21 protein-coding genes, 1 tRNA gene and 1 pseudogene are annotated in these 24,671 nt (G+C 68.7%); 15 read left to right on the top strand and 8 right to left on the bottom strand.

All coding sequences use genetic code 11. The features are described 5' to 3' along the window. Window positions 1–144 precede the first annotated feature (144 nt). Window positions 145–2,343, bottom strand: a complete 2,199-nt coding sequence (gene uvrB / locus E2L08_RS07740; RefSeq protein ID WP_133396500.1) for an excinuclease ABC subunit UvrB — start codon at window positions 2,341–2,343, stop codon at window positions 145–147. A 330-nt stretch (window positions 2,344–2,673) separates the two neighbouring features. Between uvrB and E2L08_RS07735 the strand changes: the two genes are divergently transcribed. The 3 genes from E2L08_RS07735 to E2L08_RS07725 all read left to right on the top strand — a co-directional run bounded on the left by E2L08_RS07735 (window position 2,674) and on the right by E2L08_RS07725 (window position 7,730). Further along, window positions 2,674–2,985: an ETC complex I subunit gene (locus E2L08_RS07735; RefSeq protein WP_133396499.1), complete on the top strand. Its 312-nt coding sequence runs from the start codon at window positions 2,674–2,676 to the stop codon at window positions 2,983–2,985. A gap of 106 nt (window positions 2,986–3,091) precedes the next feature. Continuing rightward, window positions 3,092–7,348: a PAS domain-containing protein gene (locus E2L08_RS07730; RefSeq protein WP_168771083.1), complete on the top strand. Its 4,257-nt coding sequence runs from the start codon at window positions 3,092–3,094 to the stop codon at window positions 7,346–7,348. Further along, the gene (locus tag E2L08_RS07725; protein WP_168771082.1) at window positions 7,338–7,730 is read left to right on the top strand and encodes a response regulator; all 393 of its coding nucleotides are present in this window, start codon (window positions 7,338–7,340) and stop codon (window positions 7,728–7,730) included. Before E2L08_RS07730 ends, E2L08_RS07725 begins: the two co-directional genes overlap by 11 nt. Here the strand turns inward: E2L08_RS07725 and E2L08_RS07720 are convergent. Together E2L08_RS07720 and E2L08_RS07715 are read right to left on the bottom strand one after the other, a co-directional pair. Continuing rightward, a complete protein-coding gene (locus tag E2L08_RS07720; protein ID WP_168771081.1) occupies window positions 7,721–8,143 on the bottom strand; it encodes a response regulator in 423 nt (140 codons plus the stop codon). The two genes, E2L08_RS07725 and E2L08_RS07720, sit on opposite strands and share 10 nt — an antisense overlap. 119 nt (window positions 8,144–8,262) lie before the next feature. After that, entirely contained in the window at window positions 8,263–9,036 is a 774-nt protein-coding gene (locus tag E2L08_RS07715) for a sulfotransferase family protein (RefSeq protein ID WP_133396495.1), read from the bottom strand. A gap of 171 nt (window positions 9,037–9,207) precedes the next feature. Here E2L08_RS07715 and E2L08_RS07710 point away from each other — a divergent pair, with 171 nt between their 5' ends. From E2L08_RS07710 to cyoD, 8 genes are all read left to right on the top strand, one after another. Continuing rightward, complete coding sequence (locus tag E2L08_RS07710; protein ID WP_240758160.1) at window positions 9,208–11,244, top strand: HAD-IIB family hydrolase; 2,037 nt, start codon at window positions 9,208–9,210, stop codon at window positions 11,242–11,244. After that, window positions 11,237–12,418: a glycosyltransferase gene (locus tag E2L08_RS07705; protein ID WP_133396494.1), complete on the top strand. Its 1,182-nt coding sequence runs from the start codon at window positions 11,237–11,239 to the stop codon at window positions 12,416–12,418. Before E2L08_RS07710 ends, E2L08_RS07705 begins: the two co-directional genes overlap by 8 nt. After that, entirely contained in the window at window positions 12,411–13,400 is a 990-nt protein-coding gene (locus tag E2L08_RS07700; RefSeq protein WP_133396493.1) for a glycosyltransferase family 2 protein, read from the top strand. The genes E2L08_RS07705 and E2L08_RS07700 overlap by 8 nt, the downstream gene beginning before the upstream one ends. Further along, on the top strand, window positions 13,397–14,545 hold the full coding sequence (locus tag E2L08_RS07695; protein ID WP_133396492.1) for a glycosyltransferase: 1,149 nt from the start codon (window positions 13,397–13,399) through the stop codon (window positions 14,543–14,545). Before E2L08_RS07700 ends, E2L08_RS07695 begins: the two co-directional genes overlap by 4 nt. 81 nt (window positions 14,546–14,626) lie before the next feature. Beyond that, window positions 14,627–15,763: a cytochrome ubiquinol oxidase subunit II family protein gene (locus E2L08_RS07690; protein WP_206076990.1), complete on the top strand. Its 1,137-nt coding sequence runs from the start codon at window positions 14,627–14,629 to the stop codon at window positions 15,761–15,763. Beyond that, window positions 15,760–17,883, top strand: a complete 2,124-nt coding sequence (locus tag E2L08_RS07685; RefSeq protein ID WP_240758159.1) for a cbb3-type cytochrome c oxidase subunit I — start codon at window positions 15,760–15,762, stop codon at window positions 17,881–17,883. Before E2L08_RS07690 ends, E2L08_RS07685 begins: the two co-directional genes overlap by 4 nt. Further along, the gene (locus tag E2L08_RS07680; protein ID WP_133396491.1) at window positions 17,880–18,500 is read left to right on the top strand and encodes a cytochrome c oxidase subunit 3; all 621 of its coding nucleotides are present in this window, start codon (window positions 17,880–17,882) and stop codon (window positions 18,498–18,500) included. The genes E2L08_RS07685 and E2L08_RS07680 overlap by 4 nt, the downstream gene beginning before the upstream one ends. Next, window positions 18,497–18,808: a cytochrome o ubiquinol oxidase subunit IV gene (cyoD, locus tag E2L08_RS07675; protein ID WP_133396490.1), complete on the top strand. Its 312-nt coding sequence runs from the start codon at window positions 18,497–18,499 to the stop codon at window positions 18,806–18,808. Before E2L08_RS07680 ends, cyoD begins: the two co-directional genes overlap by 4 nt. A 59-nt stretch (window positions 18,809–18,867) precedes the next feature. Here the strand turns inward: cyoD and E2L08_RS07670 are convergent, their stop codons facing one another. Further along, window positions 18,868–19,407 carry a superoxide dismutase family protein gene (locus E2L08_RS07670; RefSeq protein WP_133396489.1) on the bottom strand — a complete coding sequence of 180 codons (540 nt, stop codon included), beginning with the start codon at window positions 19,405–19,407 and terminating at the stop codon, window positions 18,868–18,870. A gap of 101 nt (window positions 19,408–19,508) precedes the next feature. On the opposite strand from E2L08_RS07670, the gene E2L08_RS07665 reads away from it, so the two are divergent. Continuing rightward, window positions 19,509–19,585, top strand: a tRNA-Arg gene (locus E2L08_RS07665). Between the two features lie 341 nt (window positions 19,586–19,926). Here the strand turns inward: E2L08_RS07665 and E2L08_RS07660 are convergent. From E2L08_RS07660 to E2L08_RS07650, 3 genes are all read right to left on the bottom strand, one after another. Further along, on the bottom strand, window positions 19,927–21,117 hold the full coding sequence (locus E2L08_RS07660; protein ID WP_133396488.1) for an HNH endonuclease: 1,191 nt from the start codon (window positions 21,115–21,117) through the stop codon (window positions 19,927–19,929). 212 nt (window positions 21,118–21,329) lie between these two features. Continuing rightward, window positions 21,330–22,484 (bottom strand): lytic murein transglycosylase, encoded by a 1,155-nt coding sequence (locus E2L08_RS07655; RefSeq protein WP_133396487.1) that lies wholly within the window; start codon window positions 22,482–22,484, stop codon window positions 21,330–21,332. A 67-nt stretch (window positions 22,485–22,551) separates the two neighbouring features. Continuing rightward, window positions 22,552–23,178, bottom strand: coding sequence for a nucleoside/nucleotide kinase family protein (locus E2L08_RS07650; RefSeq protein ID WP_133396486.1), 627 nt, complete (start codon window positions 23,176–23,178; stop codon window positions 22,552–22,554). 73 nt (window positions 23,179–23,251) lie between these two features. On the opposite strand from E2L08_RS07650, the gene E2L08_RS07645 reads away from it, so the two are divergent. The 3 genes from E2L08_RS07645 to E2L08_RS07640 all read left to right on the top strand — a co-directional run bounded on the left by E2L08_RS07645 (window position 23,252) and on the right by E2L08_RS07640 (window position 24,474). Then, window positions 23,252–23,875: an exopolysaccharide biosynthesis protein gene (locus tag E2L08_RS07645; RefSeq protein ID WP_133396485.1), complete on the top strand. Its 624-nt coding sequence runs from the start codon at window positions 23,252–23,254 to the stop codon at window positions 23,873–23,875. A gap of 63 nt (window positions 23,876–23,938) precedes the next feature. Further along, the gene (locus E2L08_RS16980) at window positions 23,939–24,076 is read left to right on the top strand and encodes a hypothetical protein (protein WP_168771079.1); all 138 of its coding nucleotides are present in this window, start codon (window positions 23,939–23,941) and stop codon (window positions 24,074–24,076) included. A 191-nt stretch (window positions 24,077–24,267) separates the two neighbouring features. Further along, entirely contained in the window at window positions 24,268–24,474 is a 207-nt protein-coding gene (locus E2L08_RS07640; RefSeq protein ID WP_133396484.1) for a cold-shock protein, read from the top strand. 90 nt (window positions 24,475–24,564) lie between these two features. Here the strand turns inward: E2L08_RS07640 and E2L08_RS07635 are convergent. After that, a pseudogene (locus E2L08_RS07635) lies at window positions 24,565–24,671 on the bottom strand (IS5/IS1182 family transposase); the annotation flags it as partial.

Here is a 24,671-nt window from a genome sequence, read left to right as displayed (position 1 = left end):
CGGATCGCGCGTTTACCCGGCCTTAAGATTCGGACGGCTAGACGTGGGGCATAACGGGAACAAACGGCCACGACCGGAGGGAGGGATGGCGATATGACTGTGATACCCCCGGCCGCCGCGGGGAGAGGCCCCCGCGGCAATGTTTCAGCGCTTGCGCCGTTTCACATTGCCGCCGCGCTGCCCCGGCCGGCCGGCGGTCGACCGCCCCGACGACCGTGTCATGGCATCCTGCGCCGCGTCGACCGCCGATTGCCGGGCAAGAGGGTCGTCCGAGACGGCCAGATCGACCGCCTCAAGGCGCTTGACCTCGTCGCGCAACCGCGCGGCCTCTTCGAACTCGAGGTTCTCGGCCGCCTTGCGCATGTCGGTCCGCAGCCCCTCGAGCACAGCCTGGAGGTTCGACCCCGCGCGCTTTTCATCGATCCTGGCGGTGACGCGGCTCATGTCGACATCGCCCTTGTAGAGCCCGGCGAGGATATCCTCGACGTTCTTCTTGACCGTCATGGGCGTGATATTGTTGGCCTTGTTATAGGCGATCTGTTTTTCGCGGCGGCGTTCGGTCTCGCCCAGGGCACGTTCCATCGAGCCGGTGATGCGGTCGGCATACATGATGACCCGCCCTTCGGCGTTGCGCGCGGCGCGCCCGATGGTCTGGATCAGCGAGGTTTCGGAGCGCAGGAACCCTTCCTTGTCGGCATCGAGAATGGCGACGAGCCCGCATTCGGGGATGTCGAGCCCCTCGCGCAGAAGGTTGATGCCGATCAGCACGTCGAAGGCCCCGAGCCGCAGGTCGCGCAGGATCTCGATCCGCTCGATCGTGTCGATGTCGGAATGCATGTAGCGCACCCGGATGCCCTGCTCGTGCAGATACTCGGTAAGGTCCTCGGCCATGCGTTTGGTCAGCACCGTGCACAGCGTGCGGAACCCGTCGGCCGAGACGCGCCGGATCTCGTCGAGCAGGTCGTCGACCTGCATCTCGACCGGCCGGATCTCGACCTGCGGATCGATCAGGCCGGTGGGGCGGATAATCTGCTCGGTAAAGACGCCGCCGGTCTGCTCGAGCTCCCACGCGCCGGGGGTGGCCGAGACAAAGATCGATTGCGGCCGCATCGCGTCCCATTCCTCGAACTTGAGGGGGCGGTTGTCCATGCAGGAGGGCAGGCGGAACCCATGCTCGGCCAAGGTGAACTTGCGCCGGTAGTCGCCCCGGTACATGCCGCCGATCTGGGGCACGCTGACATGGCTCTCATCGGCAAAGACGAGCGCGTTGTCGGGGATGAACTCGAACAGGGTGGGGGGCGGCTCGCCCGGCGCGCGCCCGGTAAGATAGCGCGAGTAGTTCTCGATCCCGTTGCAGACGCCGGTGGCCTCGAGCATCTCGATATCGAAATTGGTGCGCTGTTCGAGCCGCTGCGCCTCGAGCAGCTTGCCTTCGCCCACGAGCTGGTCGAGCCGCTGGCGCAGCTCTTTCTTGATGTTCTGCACGGCGGTTCGCATCGTCGGCTTGGGCGTGACGTAATGCGAGTTCGCGTAAAGCCGGACGCGGTCGAAATCGCCCGTCTTTGCACCGGTAAGAGGGTCGAACTCGACGATGGATTCGAGCTCTTCGCCAAAGAAGGACAGCCGCCAGGCGGCATCGTCGAGGTGGGCGGGCCATACCTCGAGGCTGTCGCCGCGGACGCGGAAACTGCCCCGTTGGAACCCCTGGTCGTTGCGCCGGTATTGCTGCGCCACGAGGTCGGCCATCACCTTGCGCTGGTCGTATTCCCGCCCGGCATAAAGATCCTGGGTCATGGCGCCATAGGTTTCGACCGAACCGATGCCATAGATGCACGACACCGAGGCCACGATGATGACGTCGTCGCGTTCGAGCAGCGCGCGGGTGGCCGAGTGGCGCATGCGGTCGATCTGTTCGTTGATCTGCGATTCCTTCTCGATGAAGGTGTCGGACCGCGGGACATAGGCCTCGGGCTGGTAGTAGTCGTAATAGCTGACGAAATACTCGACCGCGTTATCGGGAAAGAACCCCTTGAACTCGCCGTAAAGCTGGGCGGCCAGCGTCTTGTTGGGCGCGAGGATGATGGCCGGGCGCTGGGTTTCCTCGATGATCTTGGCCATCGTGTAGGTCTTGCCCGTGCCCGTCGCCCCCAGCAGCACCTGTTCGCGTTCGCCGTCGCGCACGCCCTGCGTCAGCTCGGCGATGGCGGTCGGCTGGTCGCCCGCGGGCTGGAAGGGCGAGGCCAGGCGGAAGGCGATCCCGCCCTCGAGCTTCTCGCGCTCGCGCACGGGGCCGGCCGGCGCGTTCATCAGGGCAGGCTGCTGATCGGAATGGGCGTAGGGCATCGGCTTTCCTTCGGGGGACGGTGCAAAGATCGGTCCGCCGGGGGCGACATTCAAGCCACGCTCTCGGCGGGGTGTTGCCGGTCCCCGCCCGGCCCGTCGGCGGGAAGCGGCCGCTCGCGATGAGGGCGCCCCGCGGGCCGCCCGCCGCGCTTGCGCGGGGGCGGTCGAGCCGGCTTAACGGTCGGGCAAGCGACGACCCCAGTGGCCCGGCCGGCTTTCCCCAAACGCTACGGCCGGTCGGGTTGCGCCCGGAGGGAACGGCAAGGCTTGCACGCCGTTCCCTCCTTTCCCATAAGCGCAACATATGACGCCACCGAGAGGCCGACCGCGATGACCGCCCGCATTTACCGCCCCGCACGCACCGCCATGTCCTCGGGCACCGCGAAAACGCAGGAATGGGTGCTCGAGTTCGTGCCCGAGACCGCGCGCGAGGTCGATCCGCTCATGGGCTGGACCAGTTCGCGCGACACGCAGGCACAGGTCCGGCTGACCTTCGACACGCGCGAGCAGGCGCTGGACTACGCGAGGTCGCGCGGCATCGACGCCATCGTGACCCAGCCCAAGACGCGCCGCGCCAATGTGCGCCCCGGCGGCTATGGCGAGAACTTCGCGACCGGCCGCCGCGGGTCGTGGACCCACTGATCCGCGCGCCGGGGCCGCGACGGGTCGCCGCAGGCGGACGGGCGATCCGCACCGGCCCGCGCCCCGTTGCCGGGGGCGCGATGCCGCGCATCGGGCGGGGAACATGATGAGCCTGCCGGTCATCGTGGGGATCGGCGCCTCGGCCGGGGGACTTTCGGCGCTCAAGGCCTTTGCCGGGGCTATTCCGCCGCAAAGCGGGCTCGCCTATGTCGTCGTGCAGCACCACGCGCCGGGCGGGCCGGCGATCCTCGGCGATCTGCTGAACGCCCAGGCGGCCATCCCCGCGAGCGCCATCGAGGATGGCGGCGCGATCCTGCCCGACCGGATCCATGTCCTGCCGCCGGGCGTTTTCGTCGAGATCGACGGGGGGCGGTTCCGCCTGTTGCCCCATGCGCCCGAACGGGGCGTGCGCACGCCAATCGACCGGTTCTTTGACTCGCTCGCCGCGACGCAGGGCACGCGGGCGGTCGCGGTGATCCTGTCGGGCACCGGGGCTGACGGCACGGCCGGGGTGCGGGCCGTCAAGGCGCGGGGCGGCATGGCGCTGGTGCAGGGCAGCGGCGACGCGCGTTTTCCCGCGATGCCGGAAAGCGCTGCGGCCACTGGGCTCGTCGACGAGGTGTCGCGCGCGGCCGAGATGCCGGGGCGCATCCTGTGGATGCTGCGCCACCGCCGGGCGCCGGGCGGCACGACCGCGCCCGACACCCCCGCCCGCGAGATCGAGACGCGCCTGCCCGAGATCCTCGACCGGCTCGCCGCCGGGGACGGGCCCTCCTTCGCGGGCTACAAGCCCGGCACGCTGGTTCGGCGAGTCCTGCGGCGCATGGCGGTCCTGCGGGCGCCATTGGTCGACGCCTACCTCGCCGCGCTGGCGGCAAGCCCCGCCGAACGGACGCGGCTGGGGCAGGAGTTCCTGATCGGCGTGACCCGGTTCTTTCGCGATCCCCCGAGCTTTGCGGCGCTGCGCGACGCGGCGCTGGCGCCGTTGCTCGGCCGCGGGCAGGACGGGTTCCGCGTGTGGGTGCCCGGATGCTCGACCGGGGAGGAGGTCTATTCCATCGCGATGCAGGTCGCCGATCTGCGGCGCAGCACCGGGGATCGCCGTCCGTGGAAGATCTTCGGCACCGATATAGACCGCGCCGCCTTGGAGCGGGCGCGGGCGGGCCGGTTCGCCGAGGACGCCCTTGCCCATGTTCCGCCCGATCTGCGGGCAGGCTGCATCGCCGCGGCGGGGGGCGGCTGGAAGGTCTCGCCCGAGCTGCGAGAAATGTGCGTCTTTGCGCCGCACGATCTGCTGGGCGATCCGCCCTTTTCGCGGCTCGACCTGATTTCCTGCCGCAACGTGATGATCTATCTCACCGCCGACAGCCAGCACGCGCTCTTGCAAAAGTTTCACTACGGGCTGGGGGCGGGCGGCTACCTGTGGCTCGGGCCGTCCGAAACCCTCGGGCGGAGCGATACGTTCTTTCATACCGTGTCCCAGGCCCATCGGATATATCGGCGCGACGACACGATCCGGCCCGGTTTTTCGGCTATCGCCGATCTGTCGCGCCATCCCGTGCGGCCGCCCGCCGCCACCCGGAAGAAGGAAACGCCCATGATCCGTGGCGAGGTCGATCTCGAGGACCAGGCCGAACGGCTTTTCCTGCGCCGTGCCGCTGCGCCCTTTGCGGTGGTGAACCGCAATGACGACATGATCTATCTGTCCGAGGCGATGACGGCTTTCGTCCGGCCCTCGGGCGGCGCGGTCGGCATCGGGATCGAGGACCTGCTGTCGCGCGAGCTGCGGTTGCCGGTGCAATCGGCGATCCGCGAGTGTCGCGAGACCGGCGCCGATGCCGAGATCCGCGACGTGACCGTGGGCGCGGGGCTGTTTGACGTGATCGGCACGCCCTTTCCCGACGACAGCGACCGGGTGCTGGTCGCGCTGAACGAGGTGCGTCTGCGCGACATGCCGGGCCCCGATACCGAGGCCGCCGGGGCGGATGCCGACCAGGGGCGCGAACTGGCGCTGGCACGGCGGCGGCTGACGACGCTGCAACGCGACTACGAGGGGGCCGAGCAGAAGCTGCGCTCGACCAACGAAGAGCTGCTGTCGATGAACGAGGAGCTGCAGAGCTCGAACGAGGAGATCGAGACGAGCCGCGAGGAGCTTCAGTCGATCAACGAGGAACTCGAGACGATCAATGCCGAGCTGAGCGAGAAAAACCGCCGGCTGGTCGAGGCCAATTCCAACCTCAAGAACCTGCTCGAAAGCACGCGGATCGCGACGCTTTTCATCGACCAGAACGATTGCCTGCGGCTGTTCACCCCCGAGGTGACGCGGCTTTACGGCGTGCAGCATCGCGATATCGGCCGCTCGATCCACGACCTGGCAAGCACGGTCGATTACCCGCAACTGCGCGAGGATGCCGCCGAGGTGCGCCGGACCCTGCAACCGGTCGAGCGCGAGGTTCGCATCGAGGCCGAGGATCGGACCTTCATGGCGCAGCTTCGCCCCTATCGCACGGTCGACGACCGGCTCGACGGGGTGGTGGTGCTGTTCATCGACCTGACGGATCGTATCCGCGCCGAGCGCGAGGCGCAGGACAACACGCGGCTCTTGCGCGAACGCTATGCCGAGTTGGAAAGCCTGTATGACAAGGCGCCGGTGGGGTTGAGCCTGATGACCCCCGATCTGCGCTGGCTGCGCATCAACGAGGCGCTCGCGGCGATCAACGGGTTTCCCGTGGCCGATCATATCGGCGCGGCGCAGGCCGACCTGATCCCCGAGACCCATGCCCGCATCGCCGATATCCAGCGTCGCGTGATCGCGACCCGCGAGCCGTCGCTGGGCCACGTGGTGTCGACCCGGACGCCCGCCGACCCGGAGCGGCTGCGCGAGTTCACGATCGACTATTACCCCGTGATCGACGAGGGCGAGGTTTTCGCGCTGGGCTGTTGCGTCCACGAGATCACCCGCCAGCGCGAGATGGAGCGCGAGATCGCCGAGAACGAGGCGCGTATGCGGCGCATCTTCGACCAGGCGCCGGTGGGCATCGCGATGCACGAGGGCGCGGATTTGGTGACGGTCTATGCCAACCCGATGATGCTCGACGATCTGGGCGGGGCCGACCTTTTGGGGCGTCCGGCGCTCGACGCGGTGCCCGACGCGGCCGACAGCGACCTGTTCGCAGCCATGCGCGAGGTCTTTGCGACCGGCCGGCCGAGCGAGGCGTTCCAGACCGACGGGCTGCTTTGCCGCTTTCCCGGCGATACCGGCCGCCGGGTGTTTCAATGCGTGGTCGAGCCGTGGGTCGACCGCGACGGGACCACATTGGGGGTCATCACCTTTGCCAAGGATATCACCGCCGAGGCCTTGGCGCAGGAGCGCGAACGCGACAGCCGGGAGCGGCTGCAAAGGTTGCAGGACAGCTTGCGCGCCTTTGTCGGGATGCTCGACCCCGACGGCACCCTGACCGAGGTCAACGCGACCGCGCTGGAGCGGGGCGGCCTGACGCGCGAGGATGTCATCGGGCGCAAGTTCTGGAACTGCTACTGGTGGAGCTGGAGCGACGAGAGCCGCGAACGGCTCGAGGCCGCGGTCGCCCGCGCCGCCGCCGGCGAGGAAATCCGCTATGACGCCGAGGTGCGGATGGCGGACGACCTGCATATCGTCATCGACTTCCAGCTCGTCCCGATCCGCGACGCCGCGGGGCGCGTGGCCGAGATCGTGCCGTCGGGCGTCGATATCACGCAGCGCCTGCGCGCCGAGGAACGCAAGGACGTGCTGCTGTCCGAGCTGGAGCACCGCGTCAAGAACGTGCTCGCCACGGTGCAGGCGGTCGTGCGGTTCACCGCGCGCATGTCGGACACGGCCGAGGAAATGGCCGAGAACATGCGCAGCCGGATCGCCGCGATTTCACGCTGCCACGACGCGCTGTCGGCCCGCGACTGGGAGGGGCAGACCGTGCGCCAACTGGTCGAGGCCGAGATCGCCCCCTATGCCGACCACGGCGACGCGCGGTTCGTCTTTGACGGGCCGGACGTGATGCTCGACCCGACCGAGGCGCTGTCGCTGGGGCTCGCCTTTCATGAGCTGGCCACCAACGCGGCGAAATACGGGGCCTTCTCGACGCCCGAAGGACAGGTCCGTGTCGCGGTCGAGCCTGCGGCGCGCGGGTTCGCCCGGCTCGAATGGCGCGAGACCGGCGGCCCGCCGGTCGCCGCGCCCGCCCGCGAGGGGTTCGGTTCGTTCCTGATCGGGCGGCTGCTCGAACGCGAACTCGACGCCGAGGTGACGGTGGATTATGCGGAAAACGGGCTCATTTGCATTGTCGACCGGGTCATCGACACAGGAGAGGGAGAGGGCGATGCCCGATGACGGTAACGGGCGGCGGGTGCGTATCCTGCTGGTCGAGGACGAGTTGCTGATCGGCATGGACCTCGCCATGATCCTCGAGGAATGGGGCCATACCGTCGAAGGGCCGCACCGCACGCCCGAACAGGCGGTCGAGGCCGCGCGCAGCTTTGGCCCCGACCTGGCCATTCTCGACGTGAATCTCGGGCGCGGCACGACCAGTGCGCCGGTCGCGCGCCATCTGGACGAGGTCGGGGTGCCCTATGTCTTTCTCACCGGCTATTCCTCGGGCAGCCGGGCCGAGCCGAGATTCGAATGCGAGAACGGCATATTGCGCAAGCCCGTAGATACCGCCGAGCTGCGCGCCAAGCTGTCCGAGATGGTCGCGCGGCTGGATCAGGCCTGAGCCGGGTCGACCCGCGCGCTGTCGCGGCGCAGCGGCCGGATGCCGCGCCCCAATGCCGAGGAAAACGCCGCGTGCAGGTCGCAATCGACCACCGGCTTGACCAGCAGCGTCGCGCCCGGAACCCGCGCGCGCGCCTGCTCGAACCGCTCGAACATGCCGCTGACGAAAAAGATGTGACAGTCGGGGTCGGCGCGGCGGAAACTCTCGGCCAGTTCGATCCCGTCGGTTTCGGCGCGCAGGTTGATGTCGATCAGCGCGGCGCGCGGGCGCATCGCGCGAAAGGCGCTTTCGGCCCCGGCCGGGCTACGCTCGCACTGGACATGCCGCCCGCCAAGCGATTTGCACATCTCGCGCAGATCCTCGCCGATCAGCACGTTGTCCTCGACGATCAGGATATCGAATTCCGGTCCCACTTGGCGTCCCCCAGACGGAATATTCAGGCAAGTCGGAAAAGCGGCAGCTTTGTGCCATGCTGCACGCGCATCTGCCGCTTGTCCAGTGCGGCTTGGCAGGCATTCGCCGATCCGCCGCGTCACCCGGCCGCACGCACCGCCTGCGCCACAGCGTTCAGCGGATGGGCGACCTGCACCGGCTGGGGCAGGGCGCGCATGCCCTCGCCATAGCCCCATTGCGCCAGCCGCGCGGCGCGCGCGGGGCCGAGCGGGCAGGGCGGCGCATAGGCGGCATTGCCGTCGATCACCGCCTCGTCGGGCGGCGCGGGGGCGGGGCGGTCGAGAAAGGCGGCAAGCTGCGCGGCGGCGCGGTTCGGATCGGCGACGATATCCTCGTATCGCAGCACGAGAGCCGCGTGCAGGTAGGGCAGATCGCCCGCGACGATCTCGTGCGCCGCGATCCAGTGGTCGAGCATCGCGGGGGCCGGATCGTCCACCCATTTCGCGACAGCCGCGGCCACCGCCTGCGGATGGCGCAACACCAACACGAATTGCGCCGTCGGGAAAAGCTGCTGGTAGAGCCGCGTGCGTGTCAGGTTGACGGGCGATTTCTCGACCCGCCAGGCGCCGGGGCCGAACCACGGCGCCCAGTCGGCCTCGATCCGGTCGCGCGTGGCTTGGGTGTCGTAGGGGCAGCCCTCGACAAGGTGCTGCGCCGGATCTGTGGCGAAACGCATCGGCGCCCCGTGGCGGCGCGTATGCGGGATGGCGCCCTGCAGATAGACGCCCTCGTTCTCGGGCACGGGGGCGTCGCGTATCGCGGCCACGCCCGGCAGCGCCGCGATCATGCGCGCGACCAGCGACGTGCCCGAGCGGTGCAGCCCGCCGACGAAAACATAGCGATGCGGCGGCATGGCCCCCCTCCGGCGCGACGATCCCCGGCCAAGGGTAGCGGCGCCCCCGTCGCGGGCAAGCGGCGCGGGGGCGGGGGGAACCGCGAGGGGGGGGATGGGTTTGGACTCGGAACCGCGCCCGGAGGCGGGCGGGAAAACGACATAGTCAGGACGGGAGACAGGATGCGCGTGATGCACATCGCTCTCGGCGGCTGCCTCAAGGCGCCGCCGACCGAATTCGGCGTGACCGAGGACACGGGCGGCCACATCGCCTATGTGCTGGGCGCGGCCTGCGCGCAGGCCCGTCGCGGCGCCGAGGTCAGCATCGTCACCCGCGCCATCGACGACCCGTCCCTGTCGCCCGCCTATGCCGCCCCGGTCGAGACGGTGGCGCCGCGCTGCACCATCCGCCGGCTCGTGACCGGGACGCGCGGATACCTGTGCAAGGATGCGCTCGAGGCCGAGCTGCCCGCCTTGACCGAGGCGCTGCTGGCGCTGCTGCGCGACGCGCCCGCGATCCGGCCCGACGTGATCCACGCCCATTTCGCCGACGCGGCCGAACTGGCCGCCGCGGCCGAGCGTGCGTTCGGCATCCCGTGGCTCTATTCGAGCCATTCGCTCGCCCGCGACAAGTGCGCGAGCCTCGGGGGCGGCGATCCCGCGCTCGAGCGGCGGCTCGCGCGCGAGAGGCGTGCCATCGCGGGGGCCGGGGCCATCGTCGCCTCGTCCCGCGACGAGGCCGAGCGGCAGGTGCCAGCCTATGATGCAGAGGCCGAAGGGCGCGTGCACCGCGTGAACCCCGGTATCCTCGGTCGCGGCGAGGGGTCGGCCGCGCGGGCGCGACGCTGGCTCGCCCCGTTCCTGCGCGACGCGACCCTGCCCGCGATCCTCGCCGTGGCGCGGCCGATCCGCAAGAAGAACCTCGGAGCGCTGGTCGAGGCCTATGCCCGGACCGAGGGGCTGCGCGATCGCGCCAATCTCGTCATCGTGGCGGGGCTGCGCAACGGTCTCACCGGCGGCTGCCCCGAACAGGATGCCGTGATCGCGGACCTGTTCGACCGGGTGGACCGTCACGACCTCTGGGGGCGGGTGGCGTTGCCGCGCCGTCACGACGGCGCCGATATTGCCGACCTTTATGCGCTGGCGGCCGAGGGCGGGGTGTTCTGCAACCCCGCGCTGCACGAACCGTTCGGGCTGACGCTGATCGAGGCCGCGCAGGCCGGGGCGCCGCTGGTGGCCACGCGCAACGGCGGGCCGGTCGACATCCTGCGCAGTCTCGGTGCGGGCAAGCTGGTCGATCCCGAAAGCCCCGAGGCCATCGGCCGCGCCATCGCCGAATGGCTGGGCGACGACCTGCGGCCCAGCCGGGCGCGGGCCGCGCGGGCCAAGGCCCATGCGCTGTTCGACTGGGACCGATGGGCCGAGCGGGCCGAGCGGATCGCCGCGCCGCTGGTCGCGCGCACGCCCGTTCCGGCCCGATCCGGGGGCACGCCGCGTCATCTCGTGGCCTGCGATATCGACGGCACCCTGACCGGGGATCACGCCGCCGCGGCGCGCTTTGCCGACTGGGCCGCCTGCCGCGCGGACGATACGATGTTCGCCGTCGCCACGGGGCGGTCGCTGCCCGAGGCGCGGCGCGTGCTGGCCGATTGGGACCTGCCGCAGCCGGATCTTTTCGTGACCTCCTGCGGCACCGAGATCTGGCGGCGCAGCGGGGCCGGGCGGCTGACCCGCGACACGGGTTTCGCCGCGACGCTCGACTGGCCGCGCGCGCAGGTGGCGGCCGCGCTCGAGGCCATCGAGATCGAGCCCCAGACGGCTTACGAGCAGCGCCCGTGGAAGCTCAGCTATTACGGCGACGAGACCGAGGCGGCGCGGGTGCGCGCCGCGCTGGCCGGGATGCGGGGGCTGCGTGTCGTGGCCTCGCACGGGCGGTTCATCGACGTGATGCCGGCGGCGGCGGGCAAGGCCGCGGCGGTGTCGTGGGTCGCGCGCCGCGCGGGCGTCGCGCCCGAGCATTGCGTCGTCGCGGGCGACAGCGGCAACGATGCCGACATGCTGGCGGCCTTTCCGCGTGCCATCCTGCCGGCCAACGCGCTGCCCGATCTCGACGGGTTCCGGGGCGGCTATCGCGGTGCCGCGCCCTTTGCCGACGGCGTGCTCGAGGGGCTGGCGCGGTTCGGTCTGGCGCCTGCGACGATCCTGCCGCGCGAGGTCGATCATGCGTGATTTCCCCCTCGGCGGCGAAGCGGCGCGCCCTTTCGGGCTGTTCGTGCATCACCAGGGGCGCGGCCATGCCGAGCGTGCCGCCGCGCTGGTCAACGCGCTGCCCCGGACGCGCCCGGTGCGGATCTTTTGCGCGCGGCCCGACATCTTTCCGCCCCTGCGCGCGGGCGTCGAGGTGACGGCGATCCCGTCGCTTTTCGAGCCCGAGACCCCGCCGCGCCCGGCGCTCGACGCGATCCCCACGCCCGAGACGGTGCATTGCGCGCCGGTGGGCTGGTCCACGATCCGGGCGGCGATGGCGGCCATGACGACCTGGTTCCACGAGGCCGACCCGACCCTGATGATCTGCGATGTCAGCGCCGAGGTGGCGCAGTTGGCCCGGCTGTGCTCGGTGCCGCATGTCAAGGTCGTGCAACATGGCGACCGCGGCGATCCGGGACACCGGGCCGCCTATGACGGGGCGGCGGGGCTGCTGGCGCCGTTTCACCGCGCGCTGGCCCAGCCCGAATGGGACGCGGCGATGATGGCGCGCACGCATTTCGCGGGCGGGCTGGGGATCGACTGCGCCATGCCCGACCGCGCGGCCGCGCGCCGTGCGCTGGGCATCGCGCCCGAGGCGCGGGTGGCGCTGGTCATCTCGGGCGGCGGCGGAGCCGGGGTGCCCGAGGCGCCGCTGGGGGTCGCCGCACGCAGCTTTCCCGATATCGAGTGGATCACCATCGGCGCCGTTCAGCGCGACTGGCACGCGACGCCGCCCGCCAACCTGCACCATCGCGGCTGGGTCGAGACGGCGCCCGCGCATATCGCGGCCGCCGATATCGTCGTCGCCTCGACCGGCAACACCACGGCGACGCAGGTCCTCGCGGCGGGCAAGCCCTATATCGCCGTGCCGGAATGGCGCTATTTCGACGAGCAGGTGAAAAAGGCCGAGGCGCTGGATCGGGCAGGCGCGGCGCTGCACCTGCCCGCGCTGCCCGCGTCGGCCCATCGCTGGCGCGAGGCGGTCGAGACGGCCCGCGCCCGCCACGATCCCGCCCGGCAGCGGGCGCTGGTCGCGCCCGACGCCGCCGCCGGCGCGGCGCGCTGGCTCGAGGCGCTGTCCGCCCGGCTCTGGTCCGCGCCGGATGCCCCCGCCCACCGATCCGAATCCCGACAGACGAGCGAGTTCCATGCCTGAGACGAGTGTCCTGACCATCGCCGCCGGGCGCGCGGCGCATCTGCGCAATGTCGTGCGGGGGCTGGCGGCGCAGACCGTGCCGCCGCGCGAGCTGGTCGTGGGGGTCATGCAGGACGATCCGTATGACGACCTGCCCGAGACCGGTTTTCCCATCCGGCAGGTCCATGTGCGGCGCGCGGACGGCCAGTTGCCGCTGGCCGCGGCGCGCAACGCGGTGGCCGCGGCCGCCGGGGGCGAGGTGCTGGCCTTTGTCGACGTGGATTGCATCCCCGCGCCCGAGTTCGTGGCCGATGTGACCCGCGCGGTCGGGCTGCGCGGGGGGCTCGTCATGGGCGAGGTGATGTACCTGCCCAACGGGGCTGCCGATGACGGCCCCGACTGGCCCCTGTTCGAGCGGCTGGCCGAGCGTCATTCAGACCGTGGCGCGCCGCCGCGCAAGTCCTTGGCCCGCTGCGACGATTACCGGTGTTTCTGGTCTCTGAACTTTGCCCTGACGCGGGCGGACTGGGACCGCTCTGGCGGGTTCGACGAGCGTTACTTCGGCTATGGCGGCGAGGATACCGATTACGGCCGCACGCTCGAGGCCCGCGGCATCCCGATCTGGTGGGCGCGGGGCGCGCGGGTCTATCACCAGTACCACGCCCATTGCATGCCGCCGATCCATCACATGCGCTCGGTCCTGCGCAACACCGAGGTCTTTCGCGACAAGTGGGGCGAGCGGACCATGGGCCATTGGCTGCACGGTTTCCGCCTGATGGGGCTGATCGACGAGATCGACGGCGAGCTGGTCGTTCTGCGCGAGCCGAACGAGGCCGATTTCGCGCTGTGCCGTCAAAAGCCCGAGCGACCCTATGCCAACACGCGCCGGGTGCTCGATATCCTACAGGCCGACGAGGCGCGGGGCCTCAGCAACCGCGAGCGCACCGCGCAGGTCGCCGCCGCCGAAGCGGCGCTGGCCGGGTCATCGGCAAGCGCGACATGACCACGTGCCGCATCGCCGTCATCGGCCATATCCGCAACCCCATCGCGACCCCCTTTCGCGGCGGGATGGAGGCGCATTGCTGGCATCTGGTCCATGGCCTGCGCGAGCGCGGGCATGACGTTACGCTGTTCGCCTCGGGCGACAGCACGATCGACGTGCCGCTCGTCCCGGTGGTCGCGCGTCATTGCGATGCCGATTTTCCCTGGCACGCGTATCACGGCACCGCGGCGCTGACCGCGCATCAGGACGCGGCCTTTGCCGCGGTGCTGCCGCGCCTTGCCGAGGGCGGGTTCGACGTGGTGCACAACAACAGCCTGCACCGCTTTCCGCCGCGCCTTGCCCGCGCGGCACGGCTGCCGACGGTCACGTCGTTCCATGTCCCGCCCTTCGATCCGCTGTCGCGCGTGGCCGGGGACGCGGTGGCGCCGTGGTCGCGCTTTACCGTCTGCTCGACGCGGCAGCGCGCGGTCTGGTGGCCCGAGGGGGCGCCGCCCGAGGCCCATGTCGTGCCCAACGGTATCGACCCCGCGCTCTGGCCCTATCGCGCGACGGGCGACGGTTCGGCCGTCTGGGCGGGACGGATCACGGCCACCAAGGCGCCGCACCTTGCCGCGCAGGCGGCGCGCATCGCGGGCGTGCCTCTGCGCATCTACGGCGTGATCGAGGATCGCGACTATTTCGAACGCGCGCTCGCGCCCGAACTGGGGGGCCGCATCGGCTACGAGGGGCATCTGCAGGGCGACGCGCTGGCCGAGGCCATCGGCGCGGCCTCGGTTCTGCTGTTCACGCCGCATTGGGACGAGCCTTTCGGCCTCGCCGCGGTCGAGGCGATGGCCTGCGGCGTACCCGTCGCCGCGACCGATATGGGCGCCGTGGCCGAGGTGGTGGGCGAGGCCGGGTGCCTCGCCCCGGCGGACGACGCGGCGGGGCTGGCCGAGGCACTGCGCCGTGCCATGGCCATCCCGCGCCGGGTGCCGCGCGCCCGCGTCGAGGCGCGCTTCACGCGCGACCGGATGATCGACGCCTACGAGGCGCTTTACGACCGTGCCATCGCCGCGCGCGACCGCCCCGCGACCCCGCCCCGTTACAGCGCGACGGCCCTGCCATGGGATGGCGAGCGGGTTTGCGCGACGGCAGTCGCGTAAAATCGTGGCCGGGGGGGGAACGAACCCGTGAGGTGGTGCGCTTTCCCCCGTGAAAGGCATGCGACGACCCGGAGACACGACATGGCCCGCCCCTTTGCCACCGCGCGGTTCCTGCCGATATGCGTTCTGGCCCTCGCGATGCTGGCGTTCCCCGCCGCCGCGCAGGAGGTCGGGGCCGAGGCGCGGGGGTTCCTGCGGCCCCTGGGTCCCATAGCCGAGTTGCAGCGGACCGAACTCATCTGGGCGTCGGTCCTGATCTCCATCGCCATCCTGCCGGTGCTGATCGGCGTTCCCGTCATCCTTTGGCGATACCGGCGCCGCAACACCCGTGCGCGCTATGCCCCGGACTGGAGCTTCGACACGCGGCTCGAGATCGTGATGTGGGTCGTGCCCGCCCTGATCGTGATCGCGCTGTCGGTCTGGCTGACGCAGGCGGTGATCCGCATCGACCCCTATCGCGAGATCGACGCGGCGATGGCCGACGAGATGGGGTTCGAGATCGAGGGCCCCCCGGTACGGGTCGACGTGGTCGGGCTCGATTGGAAATGGCTGTTCCTCTACCCCGAAGAGGGCATCGCCTCGGTCGGCGAGATGATCGTGCCGGTGGGCCACCCGGTGCGGATGCGCATCACCTCGGACACGGTCATGCAGAGCTTCATGGCGTCGGGGCTTGCCGGGCAGATTTACGCGATGGCCGGGATGGAGACGCGGCTGAACCTCATCGCGGACGAGCCCGGCGTGACGCTGGCGCAGAACACGCAGTATAACGGCCCGCATTTCCCGTCCCAGCGCGCGCCCGTCCGCGCCGTTCCGGTCGCGGAGTTCGACGCCTGGGCCGACGATGCGCGGCGCGCGGGGGTGACGCTCGACGCGGAGAGCTATGCCGCGCTTGCCGTTGCGGGCACCGTCGACGATGCGCGCGAGCGGTTGGGGCTCGACGGGGCGGGGCCGATCCAGCTCAGGCTCGACGACGCGTTCCTGTTCGACCGCGTGGTGGGCCGCTACCGCACGGGCGAGCCGGTGCCGCGCGACGCCCAGCCCGGAAGCCCGGCCTATACGCCCGACGCGACCTTTTTGCCCGAGATGGCGAACCTGCTGCCCGGCGCGCTTTGCGGCCCCGGCGACGGCCGCCCGGTCGAGCGGGTCGCGGGGCTGTCGCTCAGCGCGCGGCTGGCCGCGCTGGACCTGTCGCTGCCCGACGAGGAGACCCGCCCGTGAACGAAGACGCCTGGACGCCCATTCCCGGCAGCGGGTTCGACTGGAACCCGTTGACCGGCCGCCTGCATTGGGGCGATCTGAAACTGCTGGAGGTGTTCGAGGATCCGTCGATCAACAGTTTCGTGGCCTCGGCCGCGTCCTGGATCGCGGTTCTGGCGGCGCTGGCCATCGTGATCCTGCTGACGGTCAAGCGCCGCTGGGGCTGGTTGTGGAGCGAATGGCTGGTCAGCGTCGATCACAAGAAAATCGGCATCATGTATATCCTCACCGGCTTCGTGATGATGGCGCGGGGCGTGGCCGAGGGGGTGGTGATGCGCACCCACCAGGCCACCGCCTACCAGGGCGGGTTCCTGTCGAACGAACACTGGGCCGAACTGTTCTCGACCCACGGCACGGTGATGATCTTCTTTGTCGCGATGCCGTTCATAACCGGCTTCATGAACTATCTCATCCCGCTGCAGATCGGGGCGCGGGACATGGCCTTTCCGGTGCTCAACCAGATCAGCCTCGGGTTGACGGCGACGGGCGGCGCGCTGGTGATGATCTCGCTCGTCGTGGGGGCGTTCGAGACCGGGGGCTGGACCGCCTATCCGCCCTTTACCGGCGCCGATTTCGACCCCGGTCCGGGGCCGGATTACTGGGTCTGGGCCATCGTGCTGTCGGGGATCGGGTCGATGCTGTCGGGGCTGAACTTTGCCGTGACGATCTACAAGCTGCGCGCGCCGGGCATGACCTTCATGCGGATGCCGGTTTTCTGCTGGACGGCGCTCTGCACCTCGATCCTGCTGGTTTTCGCGCTGCCGCCGCTAACGGTCGCGGGGCTGATGCAGGCGCTCGACCGGCTGGCGGGGTTCCACTTCTTCACGAACGACCTCGGCGGCAACATGATGAACTATGCCAACCTGTTCTGGATGTTCGGCCACCCCGAGGTCTATATCCTCATCCTGCCCGCCTATGGTATCTATTCCGAGCTGACCGCGACATTCGCCGCGAAAAAGCTCTACGGCTACACGTCGCTCGTGCTCGCCACGATGTCGATCGCGGTGGTCAGCTTCTGCGTATGGCTGCACCATTTCTACACGATGGGGCAGTCGCCCACGATCAACGCGGCCTTCGGCATCGCCACGGGGATCATCGCCATTCCCACGGGCGTCAAGGTCTATGTCTGGATGGCGACGCTCTGGCGGGGGCGGATCCGCTTCACCGTGCCGATGATCTACATGGCGGGCTTTTTCATGCTGTTCGTCATCGGAGGGTTCTCGGGGATCATCCTCGCCAACCCGGCGATCAACTGGCAGGTCCACAACACGCAGTTCATCGTCGCGCATTTCCACAACGTGCTGCTGCCGGGGCTGATCTTCGGCATCTTCGCGGGGGTGCATATCTGGTTTCCCAAGGCGTTCGGGTTCCGCCTGCACGAGCGCGCCGGGGCGATCACGGCGTTCCTGTGGATCGCGGGGTTCAGCCTGACCTTTCTGCCGCTCTATGTCGTGGGGCTCCTGGGCTACCCGCGCCGCTCGGCCGCGTTCGAGGATCCGGCCTTCATCCCCTACATGATCGTCACGCTGTGCGGCGCCTTCGTGCTGCTGTCGGCCTTTATCGGGCTGATCGTGACGCTCTGGCTGTCGGTCCGCCACCGCGACGAGCTTGCCGTGCCGCTGGGCGATCCGTGGGACGGGCGCACGCTGGAATGGGCCACGCCGTCGCCGCCGCCGCATTACAATTTCGCCGTGATCCCCGAGATCACCGGCCGCGACGCCTTTGCCACCGAAAAGGCCGAGGGACGCCCCTATGTCACGCCCACGGAATATCGCGACATCCACATGCCCAGGGATTCGGTCGCCGGGGTCTTCGTGTTCCTGTGCACCACGGCCATCGGTTTCGGGCTGACATGGTGGATCTGGTGGCTGGCCATCCTCGGCGCGCTGGTCCTGCTGGGCTGGATGTTCATCTATCCGTTCTTCGACCGCACCGACGAGGTGATCCCGGCCGAGACGGTCCGGCTGGCCAACGAGGCCTGGATCGCGGCCATCAGCCTGCGCGAGGGCGTGGACCGCGACGACGAGACCACGCCCCGCAACCGGGGCTTCGCCGCAACCGACATGGAGCAGGCGACATGAGTGCCAAGGCGCAGAACGCCCATCCGGGGATGAACCTCGGCTATGGGGAGGGGGCCCGCAAGGCCGAGGTCGACGTGTTCGGCTTCTGGGTGTTCCTGATGACCGATCTCGTGACCTTCGGGCTGGTCTTTGCGATCTTCGGCACGATGGTGGGCGCGACCGCCGGCGGTCCCGGCCCCGAAGAGGTGACGGACCTGCGGTCCATCGCGATCCAGACCGCGCTGCTGCTGGGGTCGTCCTTTGCCTTCAGCTGGGCCAGCCTGTCGATGAAATACGACCGCGGCCGGGGGCGCACGCTGATCTTTCTCAGTTTCGCCGCGACCTCGGCGCTGGGGTTCCTGGTGATGGAGTTCATCGACCTGCGCCACCTGGTCGAGATCGGCGCGACGCCGCAGCGCTCGGGCTATCTCAGCGCGCTCTGGGCGCTGGTGGGCCTGCACGGGCTGCACGTCGCCGTGGGGCTTCTGGGGGTCGGGTCGCTGACGGGGCAGATCCTGCTCTACGGGCTCACCGACAAGATCAAGAGCCGCGTGACCCGGCTGGGGCTCTACTGGCATTTTCTCGATATCGTCTGGGTCGGTATCTTTTCCATGGTCTATCTGGCGGGGGTGGCATGAGCGACGCATCTGACGAGGAACGCGCCGAGCGGCGGCTCTATTCGATCGGGCTGATCCTGTCGGTGGTGCTGACGGTGGCCTCTTTCGCGACCGTGACGACCGGCATCCTGCCCCGCGGCTGGGCGATCCCCGCGCTGATCGTGCTGGCGCTGACGCAGATCGTGGTGCACCTGCGCGTGTTCCTGCATATCGACCTGACCCGGCAGAAACGCGAGGATCTTCAGCTTTTGCTGTTCACCGTGCTGCTGCTGGCGATCATGGGGTTCGGCACGCTCTGGATCATGGCCAACCTCGCCGAGCGCATGTGAGTCCGCATGAAAAAGGGCGCGCCGGTCGCCCGGCGCGCCCCGCGATGGGCCGGGTGCGGTCAGCCGCGCTCGAACACGCCGCAGGCGATCCGGTCGCCCGCGGCACCGGCCGGCTGGCTCTTGTAGTCGTCGGGGTCGGCATGAACGATGAAGGCCGCGCCGTCGTCGTCAAAGATCATCTCGTCGATCTCGAGCCGCGGGTTGAAGATCTCGAGGTTGAGATTGCCGTCGGCCCCCACGATGGCATTGGGCAGGTCGCCCGGATGCGGCCCCCCGTCGACGAATATCCCGTGCTGGGCATCGCCCGCGACATGGCCCCCGGCCGAGGTGAAATCGTCGGCCGAGCAATCGCCCGTTTCGTGGATGTGGATGCCGTGCCCGCCCTCGGGCAGGCCGTTCAGCGCCACGATGATCAGCGTGACGCCGGACGCTGTGGTGTTGAGCGACACGGTGCCGATCTGGCTGCCGTCGCGGTCCATGACGTCGGCGCGGGCGGCAAGCGTGAAATCGCCATCGCCCGAGGCGTCGCCATCCTGGGCCGAAACGGGAAGGGCGGCGGTCGCGGCCAGCGCCGCGGCGGACAGAACGGTGCGGATCATGGGAAATCTCCTTGCGGTTTGGGTTCCGCCCGATCAACCGGCCGCGACGGTCCTTGTTCCGCTTGTGAGTGCCGCGCGGGCGTTGCATGACAGGGCGGCGCGGTCCCGTAGCTCAACTGGATAGAGCACCTGACTTCTAATCAGACGGTTGCAGGTTCGAGTCCTGCCGGGATCGCCAGAACCGCCGTGTCCGATGACGGGGAAAACCGGCTTTCGTGACGGGTCGCTGAGTTAGATCGTAAGTGGATCAGGCGCAGCGAACTTTTGTGCCGGACGCGGCGAGCGGCAGGAAAAGGGTCCTTAGCGCGGAACGCTGCGGTTTTCGCGAATGGCAGCTTCGACAAATTCTTGCAGCGCCAGTCAAATCAGGTTCCGGTTGGGTCTGGACTTGCCTCGCCCGGCGTTCCGAATGCTACGGCCAACCTTTACGCCACAGTAGAAGCGTTTCATCACGCAGTTGGTTGAAAATGCATTTGGCGGGACGTGCTTTCGTACCGAGTACCCGGTTTACTCGGCGTCCTACAATCTTGACCTCGGCAACATGGATGGATCACCACGGAGCGCTTCCAACGCGGTAAGGCTTGGAACATGCACGGCTCCAATCATGTGTGCGAGGTACTCCGGATAGGCTATCGGCCCAACCGCGGTCCGAGCGGGTGGGACAATCACCCAACAAACGCCGTCTTGATACTCAGAGCCGAGGCGATCCAGCAGAGAAGCGTCGTTGGTGATCTGAATGCACATCACGCGGCCGGTAGGTGCCGTAGTCACAAGAGCAAGCTTCTCGGGCAGGCGAAGGATCGCGATCTGCCATCCTCCGGGCCATCGCAGCTGATCACCAACCGGACCAAGATCGACACCCGGGAAGTAGCCCGAGCCGTGTATCTTCAGTTGCTGCCGTTTCTTCGGATCGGCTTCGCGGAAACCTTTGCGGAGTTCCTTCGCGTGGTCCGAAGCGATAAAGTCGCGGCCGAACAGTTGATAGCCAACCGCGAGCGCCACCTTAGCAAGGAACCGTCCGTCCGCGCTAAGGGCGATTGCCACCTGAGCGTCAACCCGCTCCCCGCGCTTAGGCAGTGCTTCGAACTCGCGGACGATGCGCAGATCATCGGCTTGCTGTGCGTCGGAAGGATCGAGTTCTTGAAACTTGGTCGCGTTCTCTGGAAGCTTCAAGTTGGTGACGAACCGCCTCGCCTTGGGGAAGTGCTGAAGGACAGATCGAAGGCTCGTACAGACCCAGTACGGTTCAGCGGACGTGAGACTCACGATGACCCGCCCTGCTTTGGACTTCTTCGAGCTTCGTCGTGGATCGCCCCCAGCGTAGGCGTTCCACATATCTTCTTTCCCATCCATTCGGATGTGCAGAACCTTCGCTCCAGTACACACCCAGTAGTCGATGACCTCGCCCTCAGGGGGTCGCACATTCTGAACGACGCCGAGATAGTTGAGGGGAAGGGCCCCTGTTGGTTGATCCGGTGACAGGTAGCTCAACGCATCGTTTGCTCGCTCCGCGGTAACGGGGAAGCTCTTGATGAACGCGCCATCGACGAACACGCCAGACATGCTGTTGCAGCTTCGGCAAACATCGTTCGTATGCCAAAAGTCGGGGAGATGATCGCCTCCGAGTGCATCGGGCCAAATGTGCTCGTGCGAGAACTCGGTGGCCTCTTTCGTTTGTCCGCAGTAAATGCACTCTCGTTCCACGGACATGGGATGCTCCCGCTGTTGCTTTCGGCTGGATGGTAAGAAGATCGGACGCGGTTCGGGAAGGCCCCCTCACGATGCCGAACTGGCCGATCGGCCCATTGATGTCGCGCACTGACAGCGTCACCCAGCGATGTTGCAAAGGGTAAAGCCTGACGGTGAGATTCCGAAACTCGGCCGCAACGTATAGCTTTCACTCTGCATTCGACGCCCCGCCGTCAGCCCAGCAGGCGCAGCAGTTCGAGCGACGGGTCGCCCGTGACCGGCAGGCCGCGGGCCGCCTGGAAGGCCGAGATCGCCGCGCGCGAGTTGGACCCGATCACGCCGTCGGTGCCGCCGGTGTCATAGCCCGCCGCCGTCAGCCGCGCCTGAAGCGCCTGCCGCTGCTCCTTGGTCATGCCGTAGCGGTCGGGCGGAAAGGCGCCGCGCAGCGGGCCCGCGCCGGCCAGCCGGTCCGAAAGGTGCCCGACGCCGATCGCGTAGTTGGTCGAGTTGTTGTAGCGCTTGATGACGTTGAAATTGTGAAACACACGAAAGCTCGGGCCGCCCGGTTGCGGGGTGATGACCGTGCCGCCGCTGCCGGGGTTGGCCGAGGTGATCTCCTGCCCCCAGGGCTGGCCGCGGCGCCAGCCGTTCCGGGCGAGGTAATTGGCCGTCGAAGCCAGCGCGTCGGTCGGATCCTCGGACCAGATGTCGCGCCGCCCGTCGCCGTCGAAATCCACGGCGAGCGACTGGTACGAGGTCGGGATGAACTGCGTGTGCCCCATGGCGCCCGCCCAGCTTCCGGTCATGCGCGAGGGCGCCACGTCGCCCCGCTGCAAGGTCTTGAGCGCCGAGACGAGCTGCTGTTCGAAAAACGCCCCGCGCCGCCCGTCATAGGCCAGCGTCGAGAGCGCCGAGACGACCGGAAACTCGCCGCGCCGCGCGCCGTACTGGCTTTCGACGCCCCAGACGGCGGCGACGACCTCGGCCTCGACGCCGTAGCGGGCCTCGATCGCGTCGAGCGTGCTGCGCCAGCGCGCGACCTGCTCGCGGCCGGTGGCGACCTTGTCCTCGGAGGCGGTGATGTTGAGGTAATCCTCGAGCGTGCGCGTGAACTCGGTCTGGTTGCGGTCGCGCTCGATCACGCCGGGCAGGTAGCCGGCCCCGTCGAAGGCCCGGTCGAGCGTCTCCTGCGACACGCCGGCGGCGCGGGCGCGGGGCAGAAACGATTGCACCCAGCCGCGCCAGCCGGGGTTCTCGATGGGGATCACGTCTGGATCGGGGGCAGGGGCCAGCCCGCCGGCCGATGCGCCGAACCCCGTGCGCTGCCCGCAGGCCCCGAGCCCCGCGGCCAGAAGTCCGAATGTAACTGCGCGTCTGCCCGGTCGCATGGTGTGCTGGTCCTTTCGTGTCCGATGCTGCCGCGACCCTGACCCGCGCGGCGGGTCGGGGGCAAGCTCAGCTTCCGGGCCAGATCAGGTCGGCCGGCAGATAATTGCCAAGGACGCGTCGCGCGTTGCGCAGGTCGTTGCCCTCGGCGCGGGCCACGGCGTCCTCGGGCGACAGGCCGTGATCGCGCCACCGCTGCACCAGCCGCGCACGCAGCGTCGCCATGTCGACATCGAGCGCGACGGCCAGATCCCAGAACCCGACCAGATCGCGCCATTCGGGCTCGTCCAGCAGCAGGTAATTGCCCTCGACGACGACGGTGCCGTGCTCCGGCGCGATCACGACCGACCCGGCGACCGACAGATCCCGCGCCCGGTCGAAGCTGGGCAGGATCACCTCGCCCCCCTCGGCGAGTCGGGCGACGGCATGGCGGAACCCGGCCGCGTCGAAGGTCTCGGGCGCGCCCTTGCGATCCAGAAGGCCGCGCGCCGCGAGCACCCGGTTGTCGAGGTGAAACCCGTCCATCGGCACCAGCACGGCGCGGGTGCCGCGCGCCTCGAGCGCGGCGGTGATCCGCTCGGCGATGGTGGATTTGCCGGCGCCGGGCGGCCCCGCGACGGCCACCAGCCGACGCGCGCCCCGGACGGGCGCGGCAAGGATCGCGTCGACGAGCGGGGCGAGGTCGTCCTGGGCCATGGCGCGATATGGGCCGATCCGCCCGGCCCTGTCCAGACGGGGGAACCCTCGCGCCGTGGGCGAGTTTGGCGGCATGGACACGGCCGAAAATCCCCCCGAGAACAATCATCGGGTCCGCGACATCGTGGACCGCCTCGACGAGCTAACCGACAAGGAGGAAGTGTCGGTCGAGACGATCCTCGATGCCTTCGGCACCACGGGATTCCTGCCGATCCTGATGATCCCGGCGCTGCTGGTCGTCTCGCCTCTATCGGGCATTCCCCTGTTCTCGAGCGTCTGCGGCCTGGCCATCGCGCTCATCGCCACGCAGATATTCATCCGGCGCAAGCGCGTCTGGCTGCCGGGTTTCGTCATGCGGCGCACGATCAAGGGCGAAAAGTTGCATAACGGTGCGCAGAAGCTGCATTGGGTCGCGGACTGGATCGACCGCCGGGCGCGCGACCGGCTGCACCCGCTGATCTCGCGCGCGGCGCGGCCCTTCGTCCATTTCTCCTGCATCGTCTGCGGCGCGGCGATGCCCGTGCTCGAGATCGTGCCGTTCTCGTCCTCGATCCTCGGCGCGGCCACGCTGTGTTTCGCCACGGCCCTGCTGGCCCGCGACGGGCTGTTCGTGCTTTTCGGCTACATCCTCATGTTCGGCGCGAGCCTCGTGCCGATCTCGGTGTTTTTCGGCGTGATCTCGGCCTCGGGGGGATAGGAACGCAGGGGCCGCTTCGGTCGTTTCAAGACATCGACCACGCAACCGAAAAGGAGACCGACCATGATCTCGCGTCTGATTCGCCGGCTCGCATCCGGTTTCGGCCGTAGCCGCCGCCACACCACGTCCCGCCGCCGCAAGGGCAGCGCCGAAAGCCAACTGGCCAAGGGCGCGGCGCGGACGGCGAAAAAGCACCTGTAGCCCGTCACGACCCCGTGTCCGGCCAATGATCGCTGGACGCGGGACCGTTTCGCTGGTATGCAGGGTTGGCTAAGAGACCTCTATCGATCCCCTGTCGACTCCTCACGGAACTGCAGCGCACTCGATCCGGGCATACTTCGCCACGCTGTTGCACTTTCGCGAACAGGCTACAAACGACAGGAGATATCACGATGGCCACCGGCACCGTGAAATGGTTCAACCCCACCAAAGGCTTCGGCTTCATTGCGCCCGATACGGGCGGCAAGGACGTGTTCGTCCACATCTCGGCCGTCGAGCGCGCGGGCCTGACCGGCCTCAAGGACGACCAGAAAGTGTCCTTCGACCTTGAGTCGGGCCGTGACGGCCGCCAGTCGGCCGCGAACCTCGAACTGCTCTGAGCAGACCGGGTCTTACGGATTTGGGAAAGGGCGCCGCGAGGCGCCCTTTTTTGTGTTCGGGTGGGTGGGGTGACTGACTAGGGTCAGGATTCATAACCAGAACATGACGGTTGCGGCGAGGGCGATGGCGGAGAGGAAGACCTTCGGGCATCTGTCGTAGCGGGTGGCGATGCGACGCCAGTCTTTCAACCTACCGA

The sequence above is a fragment of the Palleronia sediminis genome (assembly GCF_004358695.1).
Classification (GTDB): domain Bacteria; phylum Pseudomonadota; class Alphaproteobacteria; order Rhodobacterales; family Rhodobacteraceae; genus Palleronia; species Palleronia sediminis.
The sequence above is the reverse complement of the archived record's forward strand: the minus strand, read 5'-3'. Positions and strand labels throughout refer to the sequence as shown.

Excerpts from the sequence above, each read along its gene's own strand:
- uvrB (WP_133396500.1), bottom strand. The coding sequence starts at position 2,343 with ATGCCCTACGCCCATTCCGATCAGCAGCCTGCCCTGATGAACGCGCCG.
- E2L08_RS07735 (WP_133396499.1), top strand. The coding sequence starts at position 2,674 with ATGACCGCCCGCATTTACCGCCCCGCACGCACCGCCATGTCCTCGGGC.
- E2L08_RS07730 (WP_168771083.1), top strand. The coding sequence starts at position 3,092 with ATGAGCCTGCCGGTCATCGTGGGGATCGGCGCCTCGGCCGGGGGACTT.
- E2L08_RS07725 (WP_168771082.1), top strand. The coding sequence starts at position 7,338 with ATGCCCGATGACGGTAACGGGCGGCGGGTGCGTATCCTGCTGGTCGAG.
- E2L08_RS07715 (WP_133396495.1), bottom strand. The coding sequence starts at position 9,036 with ATGCCGCCGCATCGCTATGTTTTCGTCGGCGGGCTGCACCGCTCGGGC.
- E2L08_RS07710 (WP_240758160.1), top strand. The coding sequence starts at position 9,208 with ATGCACATCGCTCTCGGCGGCTGCCTCAAGGCGCCGCCGACCGAATTC.
- E2L08_RS07705 (WP_133396494.1), top strand. The coding sequence starts at position 11,237 with ATGCGTGATTTCCCCCTCGGCGGCGAAGCGGCGCGCCCTTTCGGGCTG.
- E2L08_RS07700 (WP_133396493.1), top strand. The coding sequence starts at position 12,411 with ATGCCTGAGACGAGTGTCCTGACCATCGCCGCCGGGCGCGCGGCGCAT.
- E2L08_RS07695 (WP_133396492.1), top strand. The coding sequence starts at position 13,397 with ATGACCACGTGCCGCATCGCCGTCATCGGCCATATCCGCAACCCCATC.
- E2L08_RS07690 (WP_206076990.1), top strand. The coding sequence starts at position 14,627 with ATGGCCCGCCCCTTTGCCACCGCGCGGTTCCTGCCGATATGCGTTCTG.
- E2L08_RS07680 (WP_133396491.1), top strand. The coding sequence starts at position 17,880 with ATGAGTGCCAAGGCGCAGAACGCCCATCCGGGGATGAACCTCGGCTAT.
- cyoD (WP_133396490.1), top strand. The coding sequence starts at position 18,497 with ATGAGCGACGCATCTGACGAGGAACGCGCCGAGCGGCGGCTCTATTCG.
- E2L08_RS07670 (WP_133396489.1), bottom strand. The coding sequence starts at position 19,407 with ATGATCCGCACCGTTCTGTCCGCCGCGGCGCTGGCCGCGACCGCCGCC.
- E2L08_RS07660 (WP_133396488.1), bottom strand. The coding sequence starts at position 21,117 with ATGTCCGTGGAACGAGAGTGCATTTACTGCGGACAAACGAAAGAGGCC.
- E2L08_RS07655 (WP_133396487.1), bottom strand. The coding sequence starts at position 22,484 with ATGCGACCGGGCAGACGCGCAGTTACATTCGGACTTCTGGCCGCGGGG.
- E2L08_RS07650 (WP_133396486.1), bottom strand. The coding sequence starts at position 23,178 with ATGGCCCAGGACGACCTCGCCCCGCTCGTCGACGCGATCCTTGCCGCG.
- E2L08_RS07645 (WP_133396485.1), top strand. The coding sequence starts at position 23,252 with ATGGACACGGCCGAAAATCCCCCCGAGAACAATCATCGGGTCCGCGAC.
- E2L08_RS16980 (WP_168771079.1), top strand. The coding sequence starts at position 23,939 with ATGATCTCGCGTCTGATTCGCCGGCTCGCATCCGGTTTCGGCCGTAGC.
- E2L08_RS07640 (WP_133396484.1), top strand. The coding sequence starts at position 24,268 with ATGGCCACCGGCACCGTGAAATGGTTCAACCCCACCAAAGGCTTCGGC.